The following is a 24,513-nucleotide window of genomic DNA, read 5'->3' as shown; positions in this document are numbered from 1 at the left end:
ACATACTATGGCATATAGGACATCATTGGGCGGTGTGATACATGCGCAAAAGAAGGACCATTCCTGCGGTCGTACCTTTATTATTATTATTCCTTATCGTTTGTCTGATAATTGTTTCTTGCAGGCATATGTTTTCACCTGAAAGAGAAGCAAAGCTGGTAGTTGATAAGTTCTATTCTTATGAAAAGAATGGGAAATTCTCTGATTCTTGGGAACTCCTGCATCCGTTTATGCAGACGAGATTTCCTAAGACAAGTTTCATTCAAGACCGTGTTCATGTATTTATGGGGCATTTTGGTACAGAAACTTTTACTTATACGATTAGTGACGTCGAGACATATGAAGATTGGATAGCAGAAGAAGGCGGAAAACCTTTTAAAATAGCTTACAAAATGAATGTGCTTCAAACGTATCGAGGTAAATACGGTAAATTCAGCTTCCAACAGGAAGTATATGTAGTAAAGTATAAAGACGAAATGAGGATTCTATGGGATTACAAGTAACGTATGCTAAAACAAAAATGAACCCGTCCTTGACGAGTTCATTTTTGTTTTAAATAGCGGATTCTTGAGCCTCGTCCTTCATCTCGCTTTCAATGGTGGAGGGTGGTTTCATTTGTGAGCCGACTATTGCTAAACCCACATAAGTAAGAATCATGAGACCATCAAACAGGATCGAGGTATTCTCATAATAGTAGTTACTGAGCGTGGCGGTGATATCATAAACAGAATGAACAATGACGAGCAGCCAAAGATTCCTTGTCCAAAGTAACAAAACTCCAAATAAGAATCCAAGATTCGTATACGTGACCGCCGATCCAATTGTGTAACCCCACTCATATTCAAAATCAAATGTATGGCTAAATCCGAAAAGAATCGAACTTAGGAACAACGCAAACATAAGGAAAATGTCAGTTGATCCTCTGTCAGTTTCCCCTTCAAATCGCTTTGGAAAAACCTTCTTGAATATCAACAAGAATAAGATCATGTAACCTAATCGATAAACTTCTTCCAAACCAGCCAATGTGTTCGAATAAAAGTCATATCCAATATAATCGATCCATTGAAAAAAAGCTGGCACTTCATCCCCGTATTCCCCTGCTGATAACTCTTCTCCAAAAACAGAAATCGAATCCGCATATTCTTCGACGGTTTCATCATATTCCGTACTAAAATCATCAAATGCAATGACGGAAAAAACATTGAAAACGGAGCTTCCAATAGAAAAAATCAAATAAACCTTTGCAAACTGTTGAATAAGTTGCAGTTTCGTCAATGGTGGCTTCCTGTCATCTCTTAGCATACGATGCAATTTCAATCCTACGAAAAACGAAGCAATGAGCACTCCCTCATAGACCGTCGTCATAAAACTGCTAAATCGGCTCATATATAAAATGGCTTCCGTTCCAATCGTAATGATAAGGAGAGCGAACAAAAGCTTTTTCGTAAGATGCTGAGTTAATTTGGATACGATCAAGATCATTCTCCGTTCAATAGGAAATTGGTTTTTCACCGATATCACGACTCTTTAAAAATCCAATTAGACTTCGCGACGTTTCTTGTTTATGGACTGACAAGCCAGGAGGCATATAGACCGACACCATTGATAATCAGAAGAAACAATCCACACGCCAAAATCCACTTCTGTTTTCTAGTCAATACGTCAGCCCCTTTCATTTCCTTTTATTCTATCATTTTCGCGTGTAGAATTTTGTTACTTTTTGTTAGTATTTTATAATTTTTGACAGGAAAATAGGCCCTCTTAACTTATAAAATAAAGTATAATAGACCTTTCAACATTTCATGAAAACGCCGTCTATATAGTATTATCAGCACTTCTCACTCTTACAGTTACCGTTTATGATCGATATAGTAATAATTGGGTGGTGAGGTCATTTTTAGACAAACTTATTTCTTTTCGACATAACGGTAAAGGTCACGGCCATTTTTCATAGTGTTACGTCTAGCAAATCTCTCATTATTCCTGGGAAAAATCATTTTTTTTACAGAAAGGACAGCTTAAGTTGAAACATAAGTTAATATTTCTCTCATTAATAGCCTTTCTTCTGATAGGCTTGGGGGCTAACGCCTCACACTCCTCCGCTGCTGATATTAGCGGATGGAAACAGGTCAATGGAACCTGGTATTACTATCAAAACAATACAATCGTTACAGGCTGGGTTAAGTACAACAACGAATGGTATTACATGGACTCCAAAGGTGCCATGGTAACAGGTTGGGTCCAAGCTGATAATAAGTGGTATTACATGGATTCAAGCGGTGCCATGACGACAGGCTGGATCAAGGTCGACAATAAGTGGTACTACATGAAAGCCAGTGGTGAAAGACAGACCGGTTGGCTTTACTATCAATATAAATGGTACTTCCTGAATTCTTCTGGAATCATGCTGACTGGTTGGATAGCCGATGGTGGAAAATATTATTATATGGACACAAGCGGTTCCATGAAAACAGGTTGGCTGCAACTCGGAACTTCTTGGTACTACTTGAAAAGTTCCGGTGAAAGAACGATAGGCATGTATGCTGTCGGCACCAAACTCTATCTTTTTAACAATGCGGGAGTTAAGCAAACAAACTTATGGCATGCTCAAAATGATAAAAAGTACTATTTTCAGAGCAGCGGTGAAGCAGCAAAAGGGATCACAGATATCTCTGGCACAAAGTATGTCTTCACGACTGATGGAACATTGGCAGTCGGTTGGGCGAAAGTTGACGGCTATTGGTATTATGCCAATGGACAAGGTATCGTTCAAACAGGCTGGTTCACCCAACAAGACAAGAAATATTATTTAAATACAAATGGTAAAATGCAAACTGGTTGGTTAACTCTTCTAGACAAAACCTATTATTTTGGCACAGATGGGAGTTTGAAAACTGGCCTAATCAGCATTGCTGATAAAAAATACTATTTTAATAGTGAAGGTATTGTATATAAGGGTGGCTGGTTCACCATCAACAACCAAAAGTATTATGCCAATGACAAAGGCGAACTAAAACTCGACTGGTTCGAGCTCAATGGCAAATGGTATTACATGGGCACAGATGGCGTCATGAAAACAGGCTGGGTGTATGTAAACTATAAATGGTACTATTTGAACGCTGACGGCGAAAGACAGCAAGGTTGGCTCCTTGAAGGCGGCCATTGGTATTATTTAAACTCAGGTGGAGCTATGCAAACTGGCTGGATAAGTCTAAACAGCAAGTGGTACTACCTTAACAAATCAGGAATCATGTTTACGGGCTGGTACCAGGTCGATGGCAAGTGGTACTACTCCGATGGCAATGGTGTCATGAAAACAGGCTGGGTAACAGTCGATGGCAAAGAATACTACATAGAACCCAACGGTGTTTGGATTCCCGTTTCAAGAGAACTTGAAGGCAAAGTAGTAGTAATTGATGCTGGACATGGCGGTACTGACAGTGGAGCATATGTGAATGGCTTTATGGAGAAGAACATCAATTTGAGCGTCGCGCTTAAATTGAAGGACCAGCTTAGAAAACATGGTGCAAAGATTCATATGACAAGAAGCACTGACGTGTTTGTTACCTTAACGAATCGCGTAACATTCTCAAACAGCATCAATCCGGATGCATTTATCGCCATCCATGTGAACAGTGCCGGCGATACAAGCGTAAAGGGAATTGAAACATACTATAATCCCTTCACAGGTATCCTGCCTGCTGAAAGCAAGACTTTTGCAACAGACGTTCAAAATTCAATCATCAAAACAACAGGCGCTTACAGCCGCGGTGTCAAAACAGCTGATTTCGCTGTCCTTAGAGGAAATGTGGCACCTGCACTCCTAGTTGAAATTGGTTTCCTCACCAACTCAACTGAACAGACAAACCTCTTAAGCAGCAGCTATCAAACGAAATTAGTAAACGGCTTGCGCGATGGTCTGATGTTATTTATTGACTAAAATAAAAGGAGACAATCAAAATCCACTAAACGGATGCCGATTGTCTCCCTTTTTATTATTTTCTATAAACTCGAATCAGTTCCAACCTTCAAGTCTGTAATCAAAAACTCATCATTGATTCTTTTAACTGTGTAAGTGTTGTGGAAGCTTTTTTCATTTTCTTCACCATCAACATAGATACTAAAAGTCTCGCTCACCTTTACAGTGTATGAATCTTTATCAACGCTTTCGATGCTATCAATATTGTAATCAACTAGATTTTCAATAATATTCTTTTCATAAGCACTTGCGATGAAATCTTCTTGTTGTTTAAATAAAGGCGCATTTCCATCAATATAATCTTCGATATAATACATTTCCCCATAATAAACCGCATCTTCAAAATCATTCAAATAACGGTCTAATAATGTACTGATTTCTTCTTTATCTGCTTCTAACTGAACTTTTTTATAATACTCTTCCGCTTCCTGCTTGGAAGACTTCGTGAAACTGAGATCAAAGCCTTCATCAGAGTAATTCAATGTATCACCATCTAATTCAAAACGGTAACTAGATTCATCATATGACGCACTCAAATAGCCATAACCTGCATAATCGACATTAAAGTTTCGAACGTCATCAGAAAATAGATATTTCATCGCACCTTCTTTATCGATTTCGACGAACATAGGCCCATCTTCACCATCAGCCTTCCAAATTCCCGAAATATCTTCAAAGCTTAATTCATTTGAAAAGATCACGCTATTTTGATAATAAGCGCTTGAAATATCATTTAGGTCCTCTTTTATAGCCTGCTTTTCATCCATTTCCTTCATTAGGAATAATTGGTCATCCTTCGTGGAAAACGCAACATTTCCGAAATAGTGCACATAGTCTTGCACATCACTAGCAACCTTCTTCTCATTTACAAACAACTCTTCGTCTTCCGTTTCGTAAACAACATCAGAATCTGGAGTAATATAGAAACTTAGTACCTCTTCGGAAATCTTTTTGGGTTCTTTGTTGCCTTCAATCTTGTACAAAGTATTTTCTGTATCCTGATAGTACAAGGTATCATTCTTTTGCTTAAAGTTGCTCACATCACTAGCTAGTTTCTTAGAATCTTGGTCATCCGCTTTTTTCATATAAAGATTATCGTCATTATTTACATAATAGAAATAATCATCATGATATTTATAATCGACAATGTCACTGGCAATCTTGACTGGGCTTGTCCCTTCTTCAATCTTAGCCGTGAAGAGCTCACCTGATTCTTCATTTTCTGTGCTGAAATAGACAAGCTGGTCGCCTATCTTCTTAATGGAGTCACCATAAACTTCTTCACTCGAAATTTTGATGCTTTCCTCATCTTCTATATTTCTAAAATAAAGAGCATAATCGTCGTTTAAATAAGCTACTTCATCTTTTCCATTCAAATTTTTGAAAAAGACAATATCGTTCGCCAGTTCGACTTCACTCTTATCCTTGATGTGGTACTTAGAAAAATCACCGTCGTCATCTACATAAAGAATGGATCCATCCATGATGTCGTATTGTGTGACGCTTGAAGCGATTTTTTCTTTTTCACCATTCTTTTGTGTTATGTACAGATCTCCTTCTTCATCTTGGAAAGTAATCATGTCCAGTTCAGGGTAGCCTCGGAAGCTTGCAACATCCTTTGCTACTTTAGACTTTTCCTTACCTTTTTCGTATACATATAATTCGCTTTCCTCATTGATAAAAAGAACCTTTTCAGAGCTGTTCATATATTCAAACTGGCCATCAACGACCCGACTTGAAATTTTTTCTTTTTGCTTATTATCGCTCTTAATATACAGGTCACCAATACTTCTTTCATCTTCATCCACATATTCTTGCTTATAAAGAAGAAAATCGTGATGAACTTCTTCAGGTTCTGGCTTTTCTTCACCCATTGCCTCTTTCGTGCTGCAACCAGCCAATAATAGGGCAATCATCGCAAATAAAACATTCAACATCTTCATCTTGCTGCTCATTTCTGACACCTCTTTATTTTCTTTAGGTTCTTTTTAGGTACTAGGGGCATATACTTCCTGGTCAAAAAGCACACAAAAAATGCCATGACAAAATGCCATAGCTTTCTTTTCCTATGGCAACCAGACAATCATAGCAAGTATTTCCCGCCTTAGATTCACGGCTTTGCGTCCTTCCTTTTCAAGAAGTTTGCCCTTTACACCCTATAAAACTCTCAAAATAAGCCATAAATACCTAACCAATTCCAGATACAACTATATAGGACTAAGAAACTATTGTAAAGAGGGTTTATGTAAGTGAAATGATCCAAAAAAATAGATTTAAATGGGCACTATCGGTTGCGTTCTTTAAAAAAATATTGTAATGTTCTATATAACGAATATCGTTCGTTAAATAGAACATATTTAGGTGGTGCGAGAGAGAATGAATAGATTTTATCTACGAAAGCTTCCATCATGGGAGAAGCTATTTCTGACTATTGTCCTAGTGTTATGTTATACCCTCGACTTGAAAGTATACGCTAACGCTGAAACTATCCAAAGTACAACAGAAAACCAGCCGGCTCTAATCGTCTACTCTTCAGAGGATGGACAAGTAAGCGAAAGCCAAAAACTCCTTGACATGCTACTCGGCCACTTCACCACCGCTATGACCTTCAAAAGTGCAAAGGAAGTTGAAGAGAAAGATTTAAAAGGTATAAAAACGCTTATCTATTATGGAGAAGTGGAAGATTTCCTCCCTGAAACAGTCGCTAAAATATTCGATTCATTCCAAGGAACGAAGTTGGCGATTGGACAGAACAGTGAACAGCTCGGTAATTCTTACAGTCACCTTGCCTATACAGGCATGGCCGCGGTAAACGAACTGACGCTCACAAAAGCAAACAAAACATTGGAGATCGAAAGCCGACTTATTCTCGGTGTAAAACCATCATCCAAATCGGAAGTACTTGTAACGGGCAGGCAAGGAAATGTCACTCACCCAATCTTTATTAAGAACAATTCAACCTATTTCTTTGCTTCTGATAAAATTGATTCTACGTTTTCCGCTGTACTCGGTGAGGTGTTACACGACGTATTCCAGGCAAATCATTCCGCAGGCCATCCAGCCTATATCCGCCTAGAAGACATCCATCCGCTGACCGACTCTGCAAACCTACGAAAGATCGCTGAAATTTTAAAAGAAAAAAAGATTCCCTACATTGTTTCAGTTATTCCCATCTACCGAAATCCTGAGACAGGAACAGAATCGCGCTTCAGTGATTTTCCTAAACTACTCAATGTACTTCGATATATGCAGGAAAACGGCGGCAGTATCATCGTCCATGGATACACCCATCAATATAAAAACGATGAAACAGGTGAAGGCTTCGAGTTCTGGGACGTGGATGCCAATATGCCCGTAACCGTTCCAGCTACTGAAAAACCTGAAAAGAAAACAAGAACTGATTTTAAAAGCGACCAGGAATATCTTGAGTTTTTAGCAAAGCAAAAAGCGTTCGAAACGAACTATATTAAAACAAAAGTTACCAAAGCGACAGAGGAAATCGTCAGTTACGGCTTATATCCACTCGCTTTTGAAGCACCCCACTACACCATGTCACAAAGCGGTTATCAAATCGTTTCGGAGCATTTCTCAACCTATGTTGGTCAGCTACAGCTTGGAGACAGGGACTGGAGAATCATGGCCCCCGCTCCATACGAAACGAAGCCCACCTTCCTCCACGGAATGAAGCTTCTACCTGAAACGATTGGATTTGTTGAACCCGATCATCCTGGAGCCATTGATGACATGATGAAAGCGGCAAAACAACAGGAACTCGTTAGGGACGGTTATATCGCTGGCTTCTACCATCCTTACTTAGGAGTAAATCGATTCGTGGAATTGATTGAAAGAATGGAAAAACTTCCAAATATCCAATGGATTGATTTGAAAAAAGTCAGTACATCCGTGAAAGTCGCTAATATCTCCGTTAAATCGGCTGACGTAGATGGCGTTTCTGTGGCAGTTGACTATTTTGGATTACTCAAGTCATCACCTGGTTTTTACGCACCGAAAGTGAAAACAGCAACCAATAACACCATGTGGACAATTGCCGTCGCAGCCGGTTGTATGGTTTTCCTTTTCACCATATACGCCATTTGGTTGAGACGTCAAAGATCCCGTATGGAAGGGGGAAATTACTATGGCTAACCTGTTGTTTTACTCATCTCTATTTCTGATATGGTTTATGCTTATCTACCATATGTTTTTGATGCAAGGCGGCTATCTTCACTTTTTCAATTTCCAGAAGACCGAAAAACTCTGGAGTAAAACCAAAATGATTTTTCCAAAAGTGAGCGTGCTTATCCCTGCTCATAATGAGGAAGTCGTCATAGAAGACACCATCAAAGCCATGATCAATTTAAAGTACCCTCTCGATAAACTCGAAGTGATTATCATCAATGATAACTCGAGCGACCTTACTGGCGAGATTGCAGCATCATATGCCGCTCAATATCCGTTCCTGAAAGTCGTCAATACCACTCCTGAGTATGCAGGCAAAGGGAAATCCTCGGCTTTAAACTATGGGCTGCAGAAATCAAAGGGTGATATTATTGTCGTGTATGATGCAGACAATACCCCTGAACCGGAAGCAGTCTACTATCTCGTCCTTGGCTTGCAAAATGATCCAAAGGCAGGCGCGATGGTCGGAAAATTCCGTGTCAGCAATGCTGCGAAAAATATTTTAACGAGATTCATCAATGTTGAAACCATCACTTTCCAGTGGCTGGCTCAAGCTGGCCGCTGGCACTGGTTCAATTTAGCAACTATCCCTGGCACCAATTTTGCCATCCGCAGATCCATCCTTGAAGAATTGGGTGGTTGGGACGACAAAGCCTTATCAGAAGACACCGAACTTAGCATAAGAGTTTACAACCTTGGTTATTACATACGATTTTTCCCTGCAGCCATCACTTGGGAACAGGAACCAGAAACATGGGGCGTCTGGTGGAAGCAGCGCACAAGATGGGCGCGAGGCAATCAATACGTTATCACTAAATATCTTTTTAACTTCTTCTCTTTAAAAAATAAAAAGGTCATTCTGGACCTATTTTACTTCCTATTTACATACATGCTATTTTTATGGGGAGTGATGGTCTCGAACATCCTTTTCATCATGAATCTCTTCACAGACTTAAATCTATCAGGCGGCACGGTCTCTATCGTTCTTTTCGTCCTAGCTTTCCTACTCTTTCTATCAGAAATCTCCCTTGCACTCAGTATCGAAAGAAACCAACTTAATATCAAAACGTTTCTTGTCGTCATCCTAATGTACTTCACTTACTCACAAATTTGGCTGGTACTCGTTCTTTATTCACTTTTCCTAGAAGTGAAGCGTACTCTATTTAAACAAGAAATTAAATGGTATAAAACTCAGCGTTACAAACAATCAGCTTAGCAAATTTAGCATATTTTGTAATGATAGAAAGAATACGAGGTACCAATGTGATGAAAAAAACATCTTCCATGCTATTACTTTCCTTTCTATCCATGATCATCATCATAGGGAGTGTTCAAATGTATCAAACAAATTCTGCTAAATTTCCAACCGAAAGTTTTATCAAAAAACATTTAATGAACAACAACGGCACACTAGCAACTTATATGAAAGAAAGCGACGATTTGGACAGCGATCTCGTCAAAGGCAGAGAGGCGTTGTCCGAATCATTAGGATTGTGGCTACAATACGCCCTTGAAAAAGGCGACCCGACCATGTTCCAGAGTAATTACAGTATCCTTACCACCTACTTTTTGAAGTCGGATGGATTGGTATACTGGAAGTTAGATCCCGACGGAACTTCACGCGTCACGACCAATGCCTCCATTGACGACTTCCGCATTGCCAGTACGCTCATTCAAGCTGCTGACAAGTGGGGGCGTGAGGATTACCGGAAAACCGCCAACAAAATCAGTCAGTATCTGAACAAGAATAATCGCCGAGGTCAATTGCTGGTCGATTACTACGATTCGGCTTATCAATCCAAAAGCGCATTCGTCACCTTGTCCTATATCGATCCCGCATCGCTCACGAACATGTTCAAAAACGGTGGCATCGATCAAACGGTGCATCGCTCCATGACTCAATTGCTGACAAATATCCCTGGCAAAGGTCCTTTCTACGCTAAAAAATATCATGTCACCAAAAAGGAATTCCGCTTCGATCAACGCGTCAATATTATTGATCAGATGCTGATTGCCCTCCATCGCAGCTATATTGGCCTACCATCTGATGAGCTACTTGCTTTTATCAAAAAAGAATTCCAGCAGCACGGAGTCATTTATGGACGCTACTATTTAGATACAAAAAAGGCCGCGGTCAATTACGAATCCCCAGCCCTCTATGCCATTGCGATTTTATATTGCAAGGAGATCGGCGAAACAGAATTTGCCCAAGCCCTGTTCAATCGAATGATTCAATTCCGCGAGGACAACCCACTTAACACCTACTACGGCGGCTACTCAGTTTATAATGGAGACACCCATATATTCGACAACCTCTATCCTTTGGTCGCTGAAATGAAATAACCACTTTGTCCCTCATTCCGAGAAATCTATCAGAATGAGGGGCTTTTTTATTATGTTTTTTCAGAAGACACGCTAATGTCACAAACAACACCAGAAACTCACCAACCCCATAAAATATTCCTTATCTGAGATGAGTTTCAATGGAAAATCATTTACCTTTTCACCTGCATTTCTTTTGAGGTATTCCCTCTCAATAAAGTTGTATTTTTAGGATGCTCTTTTGGAAGTCTTCTTAAAAGGGGTTCTACTAAAAGTAGTCTTATTGGCTTTTTTCTTTCTTTAATGATCAAGTTTTCTCCTCCCTTATAGTTGTCGAAGTAAACTTCTTCAAACAAGAGGATCATTTCTGCCATATTTGTAAGACTAAATGGCCGTTTTGTGTCTATAGCTGAAATAAAAAAAGTTACTTTTTTCAATCCCGCGCAAAATAGGAAAAATCCCGCACACTTTGTTAAAAGTCCCGCGGGATTCATTAAAAGTCCCGCGGATTTTAGCTTATATTACGCCAGATTGAATTTTCCGAAAACAAACTTACATAAAAACAGCACCAAGTACTATGGTTTGTTCAAATTTTATAAATTCTTATCTTGTAAAAAGCACCAGGCACCATCCATTTCATGGATAGTGCCTGGTACCTTTTAGTCGTCTCCACCGCCGCCATCAGAGTCAGAATCATTGTCATTGTCATCTTCATAATCATCGTCGTCATGATGGTGATGTGAATGGCCGTGGCTACTTTTACTTTTCCCCGTCTTCTTTGCACTTGGCAGCAACAAAATCCCCACAACGACCGCTATAAAACCAAACAATTCCTGGGCACTAATAAACAAGAAAATGCCAAGCAATACGAATAGTATTCCGACTACCCTTAAAAGCACCTTTCCTCTGTTCAGAGCCCTTCCCCCCTAATGAGAAGCATGAAGTATCAATAAAATAAATATTCACTTGTAAATGTTTTTATACTTTTTCATTTTTTTAAATCATCAATTTTATTTTTTAGGTACAAATTACCAGTTGGGCACCCTTCGAATATATTAATGTACGTTTGGTTTCAAAAATAAAATTCACGAGGTGATGTCCATGAAAAAGAGAGCATTGTTTACGATTCCTCTTAGCCTAATTCTAGTTGCCCTGATTATTACGTCTTTCTTTCTATTAAACATTAAACCAAATCCTTCGGGAGTATCCAAGGCACAAAAGTTGGCTGAGTATACTAAGCCTGCAGTGGTGCGAATTGTAAACTACGCGATTGTAGAGTGGCAATTTAATGATTCCCACCCTGATGTTGAGGCATTTTTACAAGCAACGAATTACCAATCCGTTTATGGCGGATCAGGCTCTGGTGCGATCATTAGCTCTGACGGCTATATTGTTACAAATGCACATGTAGTCGATATTTCCGAAACCGAAGACGCGGATATCGCCAATACGGCATTCGAACAGTTTGTCACAGATTTCGCCAACTATTACGGCTACGACATTAACGCTTCTTACGATTATTTGGTAGCTTACATGCAATACACAAAAGTTACGAAAGAACTAAAGGTCATTTTACCTGGTGGCGACACCCTGGACGGAGAGATTAAGAGTTTTGGAGCTCCCATCAATGAAGGGAAAGACGTCGCCGTTGTAAAAATTGAAGGCAAAAACCTCCCTACTCTCAAACTCGGAAACTCAGATGATATCCAAAACCAAGATAACATCTGGGTAATTGGCTACCCAGCAGCAGCCGATTCCGATTTACTATCACCTGATTCCTCCCTCGTCTCTTCTATGAACGCCGGACAAATCTCGGCCACTTCTAAGAAAACAGAACAAGGAAGTCCGGTCATCCAATTAAATGCCGCCTCCACCCACGGCAACAGCGGTGGACCCGTCATCAATGAAAAAGGCGAAATCGTTGGTCTCCTAACCTTTAGGGGTGACACTGTAAACGGTCAAGAGGTGCAAGGCTTCAACTTCGCCGTTCCTGTCAATACAGTAAAAGAATTCGTGAACCAAGCAGGAGCCAAAAATAAGACCAGCGAAACCGATGAACTCTATAGGGAAGGCTTAACTCTGTATTGGGCTGGTTACTATAAAAACGCCCTCGAAAAATTCGAAGCGGTTGAAAGAATCTTCCCGAACCACTCTGAGATTAATCGTTACATCTCAAACGCAGAGAAAAAGGTAGATGAAAGCAAAACACTCTGGACGGATTATCAAACCCTCTTCTACGTTGGGGACGGAATAGCTGCTCTCGTCATCCTTCTGCTCATGCTATTCACATTTGTCATGAAGCCGAAACAACCTCAATTAGCCGTAGCGGCCGCTTCACCAGCACCAGCTCCGCCAGCTGCAGCACCGACTCCACCTCCTGCACCAGCACCTGAGGCAAAACCTGAAAATACCATACCTGATTTAAACAACGACGGTAAAATAGACATTCAAGACATCCTACTTGCCCTCCAAAAACAACAAGAGCAACAAAACAAAGATAAAAAGGACGAATAGATCTGAAAGATTAGCAAAAGAAAAGAACCTAACTGGTTCTCAGCTTGTGGAGAAAGTGTATTATCTTTTACTTCATGAGCTGAGTTCCCTTCTTTGAAAGCTAAAATTGCAATTTGTAGCGGTAAATGAAGATCGCCAGACCCCTAAGCCAGCTTGGCTAGGTGTGTGGCGATCTTTTTCATGTTCTGACACGCTGCGGTAAGCAATACTTGCTCACTCGCATTGTGTTCCCGTATCCGGCAATAGCGAAGCCCATGCGGTTCTTTTGAATCTGCGAAGCTTCGCTCAATTCTCTCTTTTCTATATTTATAAAGCATATTGCCTGAATGGGAGAGTCGATTAAATCGAACTTTTTCCTTGAATTCTTCCCAGACATGACAGGTGACAACTTATAACAACCTAACGCGGTTAATTGATGAAGAGTTATTAAAAAAATTGAAGGCTGTCGAGAGCTTCTCAACAGCCTTTGTAACTAACTGGTTCTTTTTTTCATTTTATTAAACTTACCCTCTATAGTAGATGCCCTATTCTAAACAATCTCTTTCATAATCTGATTCTGTTCCGCTTCGATTTCACGAATAAAATTCGTTACTACAGAAAAGTCTTCATACAAGAAAACAAGTGCATCACCTATTTCAGATTGTTTCCAAGCTACCGTATAGGCTTCATGTTCATCTGGTATGATAGATATATTTAAGAACTTTTCCTCTAAGGCTGCTTCCTGTAAAAGCTTGGCAGTTTCAAGTGGTTTTCTCCCTCGCAAATCCTTGTCTTCCTTGATGATCATAGAATCAGAATGAGTGGCCGTGATGGCACCCATCTCCTTGATTTCAGGATTACGTCTGTCTCCTGGAGCAGAAATAACGGTAATCATCCTTTTGGGAATAAATTGCTTGGCGGTATCGAAAAAAGCCTTTAAACCTGCAGGATTATGAGCATAGTCCACAATAATATCGCGACCTTTTACACTCACTTTGTTAAACCTTCCCTTAGATTGTTCAAAATCCGGCTTAAATGAAAGAGCTTTGTCCTTCAAAACTTCGAAAGAAACCCCTAGAGCATGTGCTGCTGCCAAGGCTTGAAGTAAATTCGAGATATTATACCTCGCCGCTCCTTCTATAGTTACGGGGATATCCTTTTCAGGAAGAAATCTCGTCTTACCACAATAAATCCATTGATCCTCCCCTAGAAACCATACTATTTTACCCTCGGCGACTGATTGAAGAATATGTTCATTGTCATGATAAAGTGAAGTGAAGATGACGGTTCCATCTGTATATTCGGCCATACGTACGACCTCGGGATCATCCGCATTCAAGACACAATATCCGTTCTCTTTCACCACTTCTGGGACAAGTCTCTTTAACTTAACCAGTTGATCGAAAGTTTCGATTCCATCTAAACCAAGATGGTCTTCGCTCACATTCGTCACAATACCGACGTCACAAAAACGGAAAGCTAATCCTTCTCGAAGAATTCCACCTCTTGCTGTTTCCAGAACGGCTGCATCGACTTTCGGATTGCTTAACACTTTTCTGGCACTGATAGGACCGCTGCAGTCCCCTTCATCAATACATTGAGAGCCAATCCAAACACCGTCAGAATTAGTCATGCCTACTGTAAAATCATCTTTTTCTAAAAAGTGTTTAACAAGACGTGTGGTTGTTGTTTTTCCATTCGTACCCGTTATGGAAACGATTGGTATCTGAGCATCATCGGGATTTGGAAATAAATAATCGACGATAGCCTTACCTACGTCCCTTTTTTTGCCTTTGCTAGGATAATGGTGCATTCTGATACCTGGTGCTGCATTGACTTCAACAATGGCTATTTCATTGCAATTTGCCGGTTTTGATATATCCTTACAGATTAGATCAACGCCTGCAACATCAAGTCCAATTGCTTCTGCAGCCGTGATTGCCATATTTTTCAAAGAAGGATGAACTTGATCCGTAACATCAATGGCTTGTCCACCCGTTGAAAGATTCGCATTACCGACAACTTGAACAACCTTCCCTTTCTCTGGAACAGAACTCATGGACAAATCCCATTTTTCGAGATAACAGGAAACCGCATAGTTTTGCAAAGGGATTTTTGTCATCGGTTTTTCATGTCCTTCACCACGCAAAGGATTCTCATTTTCCCTTTCGATCAACTTCCGTATCGTGTCTTCACCATTACCGATTACGAATGGCGGAAGTCTAAGGCTTGCACCAACAAGTTCTCCGTTAACCACAATCAGACGATAGTCATCACCTTCGTAAAATCTCTCAATTATAAATTCATCGACTTTTGAATCCATGCAGTTTACAACATTGAATAATTCTTCCTTGTTTCTAATATTGGTAATGACGCCCTGACCTTGTCTGCCATTTAAAGGTTTAATGACAAGAGGGAAACCAAGTCTATCCGCTGCGTCAAAAATTCCCGGAAAAGTAGAAGCAACTTCTCCTTTAGGTACTGGTACACCGGCCGAAGCTAAAATGGTCTTTGTCATTTGTTTATCACAAGCATTTTCAACGGCAAGATAGGAAGTCTGGCTCGTAATGGTTGCTTGAACAAATTTTTGCTTTGAGCCTGTCCCTAGGCGAAGAAAACTGTCTCTCCCTACCCTTTCAACAGGAATTTCCGCTTCAAATGCCGCATCATAAATGGCTTCTGTACTAGGACCAAGCTTGTTTTCATAAAATAATTCTGCTATTTCATTGATATAGCTCTGAATCCCTGAGGGCACGTCCCCCTTGAGGATTCTTTCGACGATTTCGATTGCGGAATGGAAAGCTTTTAGACCGGATTTGGGTTCTTTATAATCAAAGGTTACAAAATATATGCCCTTCTTTTCGCTCGTTAATGTTTTTCCACGTCTAACTTCGATACCCGCCAAACTCTGAAGTTCTAATGTCACATGCTCGAGAATATGTCCCATCCACGTTCCTTCATAAAGACGTTCTACAAAACCACCTTCGTAGCCTAGAGAGCAAGTATGTTTTGATAACGTTGGGATTAATTTTAATAAAACTTCATTAAAGCCTTTTAAGTGGTCAGAAGGCTGAAATTCAAGTTCCTCAATGTCTAGTTCCACCCACATGGTGGGTTTGAAGCTAAAGTAATTAGGCCCCTTTAAATATCTGATACGGTTGATCTTCATTGTTAATGATTCTCCTTTTTGATCAATTTTCGCTCAGTTAAATCAAAACCGAAGCCACTCGTCAGTGTGTGAAGCTTAAAATTTGTCAAAGTCAACTCATCACTGCCATCCTCTGTTGTGGATACTTTAACAAAATCACTTTCTTTTCCATCTATTATTAAAACCTGGTGTTCACCCAGCACTTCAAACCTATCTTCTTTTACAAGGATTGCGGTATTTTCATCTATTCCAATTCCCATTAAATCTGGCTGATCTGCAATTGCTCCAAGCAGGCGATCGAATCGGGCACGTTGTGAAAAGTGCTGATCGATTAACAAATTAGGTAATAAACCAAAGCCTTTATCAATTTCAACTTGAAGGATTTCATCTTCATCTTTTGTGACGGAAGAGACAATCATATGTTTACCCATAATGGAAGCTCCAGCACTTGTTCCGGCAATCAGCATTCCTTTTTCCCATTTATCAAGGAGTAACTGATGGAGTTTCGTTCCGCCTATGTAATCAGCCAAGCGGCTTTGATCTCCCCCTGTAATGAAAAGAGCTCCCAGTTTTTCTCCAAGTTTTAGAATATCGGGACATTCTGATTTTTCCTTGGAATCAACATCCAAAACAACCATGTTTTCAAGTCCAAGGTCATGAAAAACCTTCATGTAATCTTCACTTACTTCTTTCGGATAACTGGTAGCCGTTGTTAAAATCCCAACCTTCCCGCCTTTTATCTTGGCGAGTGTCACAAACTTTTCCAGAATGGTAACATGATCATACTTGTCCTCATTACCACCAATGATTAATAGTTCTCCTTTATGCATCATCCATCACCCTAAAAAGTAGTTTCTATTTTAACATCTCATCTTTACCCTGCTTATCTGACAAACTAAACCAGAATTTTACTATTAATCTCTTTAAAAAAAGCGATACCTCCGTTATAGAAGTACCGCTTCGAATAGACACTTTTAATAAATAACGATTTCCACTCCTTAACCCTTTGAACCTGAGGCAAGATTCGATCCCTCGATAAAGTACCTTTGAAAAAAGAAGAAAATCAGTACAACTGGGAGCAGTACAGTTACAGACATTGACATTAAATAGTGCCACTGTGTCTGAACAGTCCCTTTAAAGGTCTGAAGGCCAATTTGCAATGTATAATTCTTCTCATCGTTGATGTATAACAATGGACCCAACAGGTCGTTCCAAGCTCCGGTAAACGAAAAAATGGCGACCGTAATCAAGGCTGGTTTTGTTAATGGCAGCATAATATGCCACCAAATTTGCAAATGGCTGGCTCCATCAAGAACAGCTGCTTCTGAAAGTTCATTTGGTATCCCCAACATAAACTGCCTCAAGAGGAAGATGAAAAATGCACTTCCTAGGAAAGCAGGAACGATCAGGGGGAGATAAGTATTGACCCAGCCTAGTTTAGCAAACAAAATGTATTGTGGTACCATCGTGACAAATCCAGGGATAAGCATAGTCGATAATACCAATACGAACAATGCATCCTTTCCCTTGAACCTAATTTTTGCAAAGGAATAGGCCACAAGTGAATTAACGAGTACGCTCCCAATCGTTCCACACACTGCAATAAATATGGTATTCAATGTCCATCGACCGAAAGGTGCTGTTTGCCAGGCTTCCACATAATTAGAGAATTTAAATTCCTTTGGAAAAAATGTTGGTGGATATGCCGCAATTTCCTCGGGCGTTTTTAATGAGGTCGAAATCATCCACCATAGCGGAATCAATATTAAGAAGCTCCCAGCCAATAAAATGAAGGTAATAATACCCTTTTTCAAACCTCCATTATATTTACGATTCTCGAAAAAACTAGCGTATGATCTCACTTGTTATCCCCCCCTTCATAATGAACCCAGCGCTTACCAACCTTCATATTAAGGAATGTTAGTACCATGACGATAAGGAATAATATCCAAGCCATTGCTGACGCATATCCCATGTCAAATAATTCGAATGCGTTATTCCACATATGAAGATTATAGAATAATAGTGAGTTTCCTGGCCCACCACTTCCATTCTCCGTCATCACGTATGCCTCTTGAAAAATTTGAAATGAACCGATCGTACTTGTGATGACATCGAAAAATATAATTGGTGAAATCATTGGCAGGGTGATATGGAAGAATTTTTGCCATGAACTTGCCCCGTCAAGGTCGGCGGCCTCATACATTTGAGCTGATACTCCTTGCAAGCTCGCAAGGTATAAAAGCATTCCTCCGCCAACGCTCCACATTTTCATTAGGAGTAGTGCCGGTTTTGTCCATTCAGGATCAAATAACCAAGCAGGGCCTTCGATACCAAACCAGCCAAGCGCCGTATTAACCAAGCCTGTCGAAGGGCTTAACAATTGCATCCATAGGAAATAGACCGCCACACCCGAAAGCACAGCCGGCAAATAGTAGATGGTCCGGAAGACCTTCATCCCCATTACTTTCTGGTTGAGCATAATCGCCAACAGAATGGCGCCTGCCGTCGTGAGTGGAACTGAAAAAATCACATAAAACAGAGTATTATATAATGATGTCTTGAATAAGTCGTCTATCGTAAACATGCGTACATAATTATCAAAACCAATAAAATTCATTTTTGAAGTAATATTATAATCTGTGAAACTAGCAGCTAATGAAAATAGCAGTGGTCCGAGAGTAAGTCCTAAAAAACCGATGATCCATGGGCTGAGAAACAGGTATCCAATTACATTTTCCTTGAACTTTCTGCTTTTCTTCTTTTTAACAGAGAATACATTTAGCTTTCGCATCTGTCTGCTACTTGAATCAGTGTCGATATTTTTTTCATTTATCACTGTTTCGTAAGAATTCAATTCCACTACCCTCTCTCGCCTATCTAGAATTATGGAAAAAGAGAGGGCTTCGGTATCCTCTCTCTTCCACTCTACTTTTTATTCATTTTCTCCACTTGTTCTTCTGCATTTTTTAATGCCTTCTCTGCTGATACTTTTCCTAATAGAGCGTTATCAATATTAGGATTGATGCGGCTGTTGTAATCAGGGTACTCGACCGGCACGGGGTACATCTTGGTTTTTTCCAAATTCTTAACCGTTGCTTGGTAAACCATTTGATCAGTACCTTTTAATTCCTTTGATGTTGCTTCAGCCGCTTCAATGTTAGCGACATTGTCAAAGTTCTTCATGGCCCAGTATTTTTGTGCTTCCAGCCCAGTCAAATATTTAATAAACTCCATTGCTTCTTTTGGATGCTTTGCGCCTTTTGGAACTTCAGCTACAAAACCTCCACCATCCGCAAAATGTCCACTGCCTTCTTTATAAGAAGGAATAGGTGCTACGCCAAACTCCATGCCCTTACCGTAGTCCCTTATCTGAGTATAGAATGTACCTACATCAACCCACATTGCGACTTTTTCAGCAATGAACGGATTGGCTTGCTCGCTGCCAAATTCGGATTTGAATGATTGTACTGTGTTTTCTCCGAGGCGTTCTTGCCAACCCATTACCCATTCCAAAGCTTCCACTTTCTTTGGAGTGTTAATGTTTAGTTTATTATTATCAATGAATCCTTTTCCTTCGTCAGCGCTCGTCATCCAACTCGCAGCCCCGATATTTCCCCAAAGTGGATAAAATCCAATTCGTTCATACTTATTGCCTGATTTGACATCAAGCTTTTTGGCATACTCTTCCAGCTCATCCCAAGTTTGTGGTGGCTTGTTTGGATCAAGCCCTGCTTCCTTGAAAGCTTTTTTGTTGTAAAAAAGAAGTCGGGTATCCGTGTTAAATGGCACCGCATATGTTTTATTTTTGTATACAACTGTATCCCATAAATGCGGATAGAACTGTTTTTCAAAAGATGGATCTATGTACTTGGTGATATCTTCCACTTGTTCATTCTCCGCTCTCTGCGCAACGCTATTAATATCATTTATGATGACATCAGCAGGATTACCAGCTGCAACAGATGCCAAGTTTTTTGTCCAGATATCTCCCCATGGAAGAAATGTATGTTTCACGATAATATCATCCTGGGAGTCATTAAAATCCTTAATGATCTTTTCGATGATTGGTCTACGAGTCTCTGAACCCCAAAAACTCCAGAAGTTCACAACCGTTTTTCCATTTTCCTTCACTTCTTCCCCTTGTACTTCCTTACTGCCTTGTGAACAGCCGGCAAGAGTACTAATTAAAAGAATAATAGTAAGAAAAAACAAAAGTCCCTTTTTCACCTTACATTTCCTCCCCGATTTGCATGTTTATATTTTTGTATACCATCGATTTTTTACCCAATGTTTTTTTTATTAAACACGTTATACCAAAATAGTAAAATAGTACTAGCAGGTACACTTATGGATATTTTGAGGAACTTCCTATATTTTTTTGCTTTCCTATTGAGTAGTTGGGCAGTAATAAAAAAGGGACGCCTGCTTGGAATATAAGCAGACGCCCCTAAACAAACTGGCATTAAGCACCACATCAAAAATGATTAGCCGGTTATAATCCCTAAACTTTACTTTCTTTTGCTCAAAAAAATAAGGCTGTCTGAGCAGCCTTCCTTTTAAATACGAATTTAAATTTCTCCTCTTACAAAAGCTGAAATAATAGCATAAACAGATAGTAGAAAGACAAACCAAAAAGTGATTGATGAAATTCGGCCTTTTAGAACAGGACTTTTTTTGGCGAAAATGAAGTTTTGAAATACTGTATATAGACTAAATAATAAGAATGATACTCCAAACCAGATGATACCTACATTTCCTATGTAAGGAATATCCATACTCTCATAAATTCCATTTAAGACCTTCTCACTTAGAAAGAAACCAATGATTAAAAAAATGACAATTTCAATAATCGTTATCAAATACATTTTCCAAGCTTTCATAATATTCCCCTCCCCTTCATTTTCCTCTATATACTAATATTCAGGTACAAGCTTATATTCCGCTTCTCCAAAATAAGTTTTAGCACCTTCTTCCCATTGCACTTTGAAATTCAACTTATTGTTCTTTTTAGAATAAACACTATCTTCACCTTCGGCTGATCCAAATGTTTCAATGGGATTAGTAGGCTGCTCTTCATATCCAAAATCCACTTTCCTCTCATCAGGATAGAAAACCGTAGCTTTCATGGCAATGTGCCCTAATAAAATACTCGTATCGTAAACCCATTTCCCTTGATCCTTATAAGAACCTGTTCCACTAGATTTTCGGTAATGAAATATATTCGCCAAGCTACATCAATTACCTTTATTTGCACATTGCAGATTTAGCATAAATTCATCTACTCAAGAATCAACCGTCCGTATTGAGTATTCATTGCGTCCGTTTTTGTCGAAAACACGATAACTGATTCCTAACTGCCGTAAAAACAAGATTGAGCGCCGTTAAACCATGTACCCCTGACGTTACCAGGGACAGCCATGTAAGATACACCATTGCGTTAAATATTTTCACTCCTTCAAACACAAAGAAGCAGAGATATCCTACTTTTTTCCCATTACGTATACTTCATATCCAAAAATCCCACAATAAAAAAAACACAAATCTCTTTCAGGTGGTCTAAAAATGCCAATTTTCAACTCAACCGGTGTAGATCTCTTCTACTCCGTTAAAGGAAATGGGATACCGATTGTCTTTATCCATCCTCCCGTACTTACCTCCATTAATTTCATCTATCAGATGGAAGAGTTATCATCTTTTTTCAAAGTGATTACATTTGATATCAGAGGACACGGAAATAGCGAATCTTCCCTAGAACCGCTCAGCTATCCGCTGATTGTGGAGGATATCAAACGTTTGATGAAACATCTTGAAATAGAAAAAGCTTACATTTGCGGATATTCTACCGGTGGCTCAATTGTTTTGGAGTTTTTGCTGAGTGCTGGAGAAATGGCTTTAGGTGGCATTGTGATTGGCGGCATGTCTGAGGTAATGGATCAACACTTAAAAAGAAAGATATCAATTGGAAGGTACCTTTCCAAATCAAAAGCTGTTCCAGTGTTAGCGTTGTCTGTTTGCAGGAGCAATGCCAATCCAATGTCTTTATTTTTCAAAATGTATGCCGAATCCATTAAAGGAAATGCAAAGAATATCGAGCAGTACTATAGGTACAGTTTGCATTACAAATGTACAGATCAGCTCCATACTATCAAACATCCCCTTCTTCTAGTATACGGAAAGGATGATAAGAGGTTTCATGATTATGCCAACCTATTGCATCAAAAGCTGCCTTTTAATGAACTCAAGTTTATCGACAATGTTAAGCACCAGATTCCTACCAAAACTAGCAAGGAGTTAAATAAACTGATTACGAATTTCGTTCATTCTCAATAGCTAAATGTACTAAAGAACAGATCACCTAAACCAGGCTTGGATGCATGCTCCAAGCCTCTTCTTTTGTTAACTAACCCATGTGAGCCCAGACTCTTAAAACTTGGTGAGCATATGCTTTCAAAAGAATACTTTCCACATCATAAACTAGACATGAGCCCTAATTTAAAGAAACAGCTCATTTCATATTATGACTTCCTTGTCGCCTATCAAAATTTACTGAGAGATGTAGATGTAACCGATGCAGAAATGGAGATTCAAACACCGGCAGATATTCCTGTCTCATCCACAGCTGAGCAAGGGAAGATTTGGACCTTTTCAAAGCAAAGAGATAACCAGAGAATGCTTCACTTGATTAACTTTGCGGACAACTCAACGATGGAATGGCGTGATACCGAAGCATCACAACCAATACCTGTTGAAAAAAAATACTTGGAGATGGTCTTAAAAACTGATCGGAAACCTAAAAAAATTTGGTTCGCATCACCAGATGTGAAAGGCGGACTTCCACAAAAATTATCTTTTACTTACAAGGATGGAGCTGTTTCATTTTAACTCCCTTCGTTGACATATTGGGATATGGTTGTGTTCGAGAATTAAATGATTTGAGAAACGCAGATGTCCATCTGCGTTTTTTTGCTAAAAGTCCCTAATGTCGCGGCTTTTTGTTCGAATTTTTACATTCACAAATAAAATCCTAATCTGCACAAATAGAATTGGGATTCACACAAATAGAATCCCAATTTACACAAATAAACCGTACAGTTACACAAATAAAGCTTATGAACTTGCCTATTGACGATTTAAAAAAGAGAAAAATCACACTTTTCGGATACTTCCATACACAACCAAACGAATCCGACAATGAAGCTGCGCTAATTTTCTGTACTTTGTTGATCCTCCTTAAGGAAAGCAAGCGACTGGAACGGAAATAAACAGACAACTTTAAAAAATCCTTGCTAAAAACCCGTTTTCCATCAGCCTCGAGGCTTAGAAAAGAATCATGCTCAGGCTCGTTATCCGTCATTTGGATTCACGATAAAATGAAATCAAGATAAAGCAAAGAGATGAAAAAGGATGGGATCACATTGAAAAAATTAATTTTATTATCAGCAGGTTTGACGGCAGTTTTACTGACAGGATGTTCGTTTGAAAAGGAGAACCCTACGTTCAAGTTGGATGAAGTTACTGCACAAGCGGAAGATTTCGCAGACAAAGCTGAAGAATTTGGCGACAAAGTCGCTGAGGCTAAAACTGAATTAGGCAAATTAGCAGATCAAAGAAAATTAGACGATAAGGATCAAGAGAACATTGTAGACCAAATTGCTATCATGCTCGAAGCCTTCAATGATTTTAAACAGGAAGATGCTCCTTTCTTAACAAAAACAGCCAAGAAAATCGTTATAGAGGAAATGAACAAAGTACAGGTGGACTTGAAGAAGATTCAAAACAAAGCTGAAAAAGGCAAGGCCACAAGAGCAGATCTTGAAAAAATCGACGAACTTTTGTCTGGCAAAGAAATTGATATTCTTTAGAAACTCAAGGGATGGTGCTATGCGCCATCCTTTTTGTTCGTAACTCATCTTAAAGGATTTTCCCCTACCCTACTCGAATGTAATAGATGGAGGTGGAACGATGATTACTAAAAGTCAGCAACTGCTGAATGGATGGACGCTGATTATGCATAAATCCTACCGCGTCTTTGCCGATAAGAACTCATATATCGTGGTTGATCATGAAAACGATGTGTTAATGGCATTCACATTACAAGAACAAGAAGTTGAAATCTTGAAAGGAAGCTGGTGCCAATCGAAAATCAATACCGCTTTCAAGACGATAAAAATATTAAATGATCCAGAAGAAATGCATGGTCCGTAACGGAGATTATTTTAATAGAATACAAAAGCTTAATCGCTGAAAAAGTTGAATCATATCAACAGTTAACGCTTACAAACCAGAGGATGGTGCCCATGCATCATCCTCTTTTTTATCGATGCACCCCTCTATTTTCCCCGAAAATTCTACATTTTTTCCAAAAACACTTTGAATTGTAAGACTATAT

At 39.4% G+C, this 24,513-nt stretch carries 21 protein-coding genes, 1 pseudogene and 1 riboswitch; of the genes and pseudogenes, 10 read left to right on the top strand and 12 right to left on the bottom strand.

Features of this window, described 5'->3' with window-relative positions; genetic code table 11:
• The first annotated feature begins 41 nt into the window (after positions 1-41).
• Complete coding sequence (locus tag BMZ31_RS17815) at positions 42-503, top strand: hypothetical protein (RefSeq protein ID WP_090833290.1); 462 nt, start codon at positions 42-44, stop codon at positions 501-503.
• Between the two features lie 49 nt (positions 504-552).
• On the opposite strand, the gene BMZ31_RS17810 is transcribed toward BMZ31_RS17815, so the two are convergent.
• Positions 553-1,512 (bottom strand): CPBP family glutamic-type intramembrane protease, encoded by a 960-nt coding sequence (locus tag BMZ31_RS17810; protein WP_090833289.1) that lies wholly within the window; start codon positions 1,510-1,512, stop codon positions 553-555.
• A 511-nt stretch (positions 1,513-2,023) separates the two neighbouring features.
• Between BMZ31_RS17810 and BMZ31_RS17805 the strand changes: the two genes are divergently transcribed.
• Positions 2,024-3,940 carry an N-acetylmuramoyl-L-alanine amidase gene (locus BMZ31_RS17805; RefSeq protein WP_090833288.1) on the top strand — a complete coding sequence of 639 codons (1,917 nt, stop codon included), beginning with the start codon at positions 2,024-2,026 and terminating at the stop codon, positions 3,938-3,940.
• A gap of 62 nt (positions 3,941-4,002) precedes the next feature.
• On the opposite strand, the gene BMZ31_RS17800 is transcribed toward BMZ31_RS17805, so the two are convergent.
• On the bottom strand, positions 4,003-5,934 hold the full coding sequence (locus BMZ31_RS17800) for a TcaA NTF2-like domain-containing protein (RefSeq protein WP_090833287.1): 1,932 nt from the start codon (positions 5,932-5,934) through the stop codon (positions 4,003-4,005).
• Between the two features lie 112 nt (positions 5,935-6,046).
• A riboswitch (cyclic di-GMP riboswitch) is annotated at positions 6,047-6,136 on the bottom strand.
• Between the two features lie 219 nt (positions 6,137-6,355).
• Between BMZ31_RS17800 and BMZ31_RS17795 the strand changes: the two genes are divergently transcribed.
• The 3 genes from BMZ31_RS17795 to BMZ31_RS17785 are packed head-to-tail and all read left to right on the top strand — an operon-like array spanning position 6,356 to position 10,501.
• Positions 6,356-8,125, top strand: a complete 1,770-nt coding sequence (locus tag BMZ31_RS17795) for a polysaccharide deacetylase family protein (protein ID WP_090833286.1) — start codon at positions 6,356-6,358, stop codon at positions 8,123-8,125.
• Positions 8,118-9,374: a glycosyltransferase family 2 protein gene (locus BMZ31_RS17790; protein WP_090833285.1), complete on the top strand. Its 1,257-nt coding sequence runs from the start codon at positions 8,118-8,120 to the stop codon at positions 9,372-9,374. Before BMZ31_RS17795 ends, BMZ31_RS17790 begins: the two co-directional genes overlap by 8 nt.
• 50 nt (positions 9,375-9,424) lie before the next feature.
• The gene (locus BMZ31_RS17785) at positions 9,425-10,501 is read left to right on the top strand and encodes a glycosyl hydrolase family 8 (RefSeq protein ID WP_175478170.1); all 1,077 of its coding nucleotides are present in this window, start codon (positions 9,425-9,427) and stop codon (positions 10,499-10,501) included.
• 152 nt (positions 10,502-10,653) lie between these two features.
• Here BMZ31_RS17785 and BMZ31_RS20485 read toward each other — a convergent pair whose 3' ends face one another.
• Both BMZ31_RS20485 and BMZ31_RS17775 read right to left on the bottom strand, forming a co-directional pair.
• Positions 10,654-10,791 (bottom strand): hypothetical protein, encoded by a 138-nt coding sequence (locus BMZ31_RS20485; RefSeq protein WP_175478169.1) that lies wholly within the window; start codon positions 10,789-10,791, stop codon positions 10,654-10,656.
• 348 nt (positions 10,792-11,139) lie between these two features.
• Entirely contained in the window at positions 11,140-11,379 is a 240-nt protein-coding gene (locus BMZ31_RS17775) for a hypothetical protein (RefSeq protein ID WP_090833282.1), read from the bottom strand.
• Positions 11,380-11,581: 202 nt separating this feature from the next.
• On the opposite strand from BMZ31_RS17775, the gene BMZ31_RS17770 reads away from it, so the two are divergent.
• Entirely contained in the window at positions 11,582-12,994 is a 1,413-nt protein-coding gene (locus tag BMZ31_RS17770; RefSeq protein ID WP_090833281.1) for a S1C family serine protease, read from the top strand.
• Between the two features lie 143 nt (positions 12,995-13,137).
• On the opposite strand, the pseudogene BMZ31_RS17765 reads toward BMZ31_RS17770, so the two are convergent.
• From BMZ31_RS17765 to BMZ31_RS17730, 8 genes and pseudogenes are all read right to left on the bottom strand, one after another.
• Positions 13,138-13,383 (bottom strand): annotated as a pseudogene (locus BMZ31_RS17765) (transposase); the annotation flags it as partial.
• A 140-nt stretch (positions 13,384-13,523) separates the two neighbouring features.
• Positions 13,524-16,142 (bottom strand): cyanophycin synthetase, encoded by a 2,619-nt coding sequence (cphA, locus tag BMZ31_RS17760; RefSeq protein WP_090833280.1) that lies wholly within the window; start codon positions 16,140-16,142, stop codon positions 13,524-13,526.
• A 2-nt stretch (positions 16,143-16,144) separates the two neighbouring features.
• Positions 16,145-16,954, bottom strand: a complete 810-nt coding sequence (locus BMZ31_RS17755) for a cyanophycinase (RefSeq protein WP_254778908.1) — start codon at positions 16,952-16,954, stop codon at positions 16,145-16,147.
• 165 nt (positions 16,955-17,119) lie between these two features.
• The gene (locus BMZ31_RS17750; RefSeq protein WP_090833278.1) at positions 17,120-17,983 is read right to left on the bottom strand and encodes a carbohydrate ABC transporter permease; all 864 of its coding nucleotides are present in this window, start codon (positions 17,981-17,983) and stop codon (positions 17,120-17,122) included.
• The gene (locus tag BMZ31_RS17745; protein WP_302846862.1) at positions 17,980-18,978 is read right to left on the bottom strand and encodes a carbohydrate ABC transporter permease; all 999 of its coding nucleotides are present in this window, start codon (positions 18,976-18,978) and stop codon (positions 17,980-17,982) included. The genes BMZ31_RS17750 and BMZ31_RS17745 overlap by 4 nt, the downstream gene beginning before the upstream one ends.
• Before the next feature lie 71 nt (positions 18,979-19,049).
• Positions 19,050-20,351, bottom strand: coding sequence for an ABC transporter substrate-binding protein (locus BMZ31_RS17740; protein ID WP_090833277.1), 1,302 nt, complete (start codon positions 20,349-20,351; stop codon positions 19,050-19,052).
• 341 nt (positions 20,352-20,692) lie between these two features.
• Entirely contained in the window at positions 20,693-21,004 is a 312-nt protein-coding gene (locus BMZ31_RS17735) for a hypothetical protein (protein WP_090833276.1), read from the bottom strand.
• 33 nt (positions 21,005-21,037) lie between these two features.
• Positions 21,038-21,352 (bottom strand): hypothetical protein, encoded by a 315-nt coding sequence (locus BMZ31_RS17730; protein WP_090833275.1) that lies wholly within the window; start codon positions 21,350-21,352, stop codon positions 21,038-21,040.
• 334 nt (positions 21,353-21,686) lie between these two features.
• On the opposite strand from BMZ31_RS17730, the gene BMZ31_RS17725 reads away from it, so the two are divergent.
• The 4 genes from BMZ31_RS17725 (at position 21,687) to BMZ31_RS17710 (ending at position 24,329) form a co-directional block, all read left to right on the top strand.
• Positions 21,687-22,454, top strand: coding sequence for an alpha/beta fold hydrolase (locus BMZ31_RS17725; RefSeq protein WP_090833274.1), 768 nt, complete (start codon positions 21,687-21,689; stop codon positions 22,452-22,454).
• Between the two features lie 63 nt (positions 22,455-22,517).
• Positions 22,518-23,006 (top strand): glycoside hydrolase family 66 protein, encoded by a 489-nt coding sequence (locus BMZ31_RS17720; protein ID WP_217642775.1) that lies wholly within the window; start codon positions 22,518-22,520, stop codon positions 23,004-23,006.
• A gap of 533 nt (positions 23,007-23,539) precedes the next feature.
• Positions 23,540-23,986 carry a hypothetical protein gene (locus BMZ31_RS17715; protein ID WP_090833272.1) on the top strand — a complete coding sequence of 149 codons (447 nt, stop codon included), beginning with the start codon at positions 23,540-23,542 and terminating at the stop codon, positions 23,984-23,986.
• Positions 23,987-24,086: 100 nt separating this feature from the next.
• The gene (locus tag BMZ31_RS17710) at positions 24,087-24,329 is read left to right on the top strand and encodes a hypothetical protein (RefSeq protein WP_090833271.1); all 243 of its coding nucleotides are present in this window, start codon (positions 24,087-24,089) and stop codon (positions 24,327-24,329) included.
• The last annotated feature ends 184 nt before the right edge of the window (positions 24,330-24,513 follow it).

Origin of the sequence: Bacillus sp. cl95 (genome assembly GCF_900115925.1) — a bacterium.
Lineage (GTDB): Bacteria > Bacillota > Bacilli > Bacillales > Cytobacillaceae > Neobacillus_A.
This window is presented reverse-complemented; position numbering and strand designations above follow the sequence as displayed.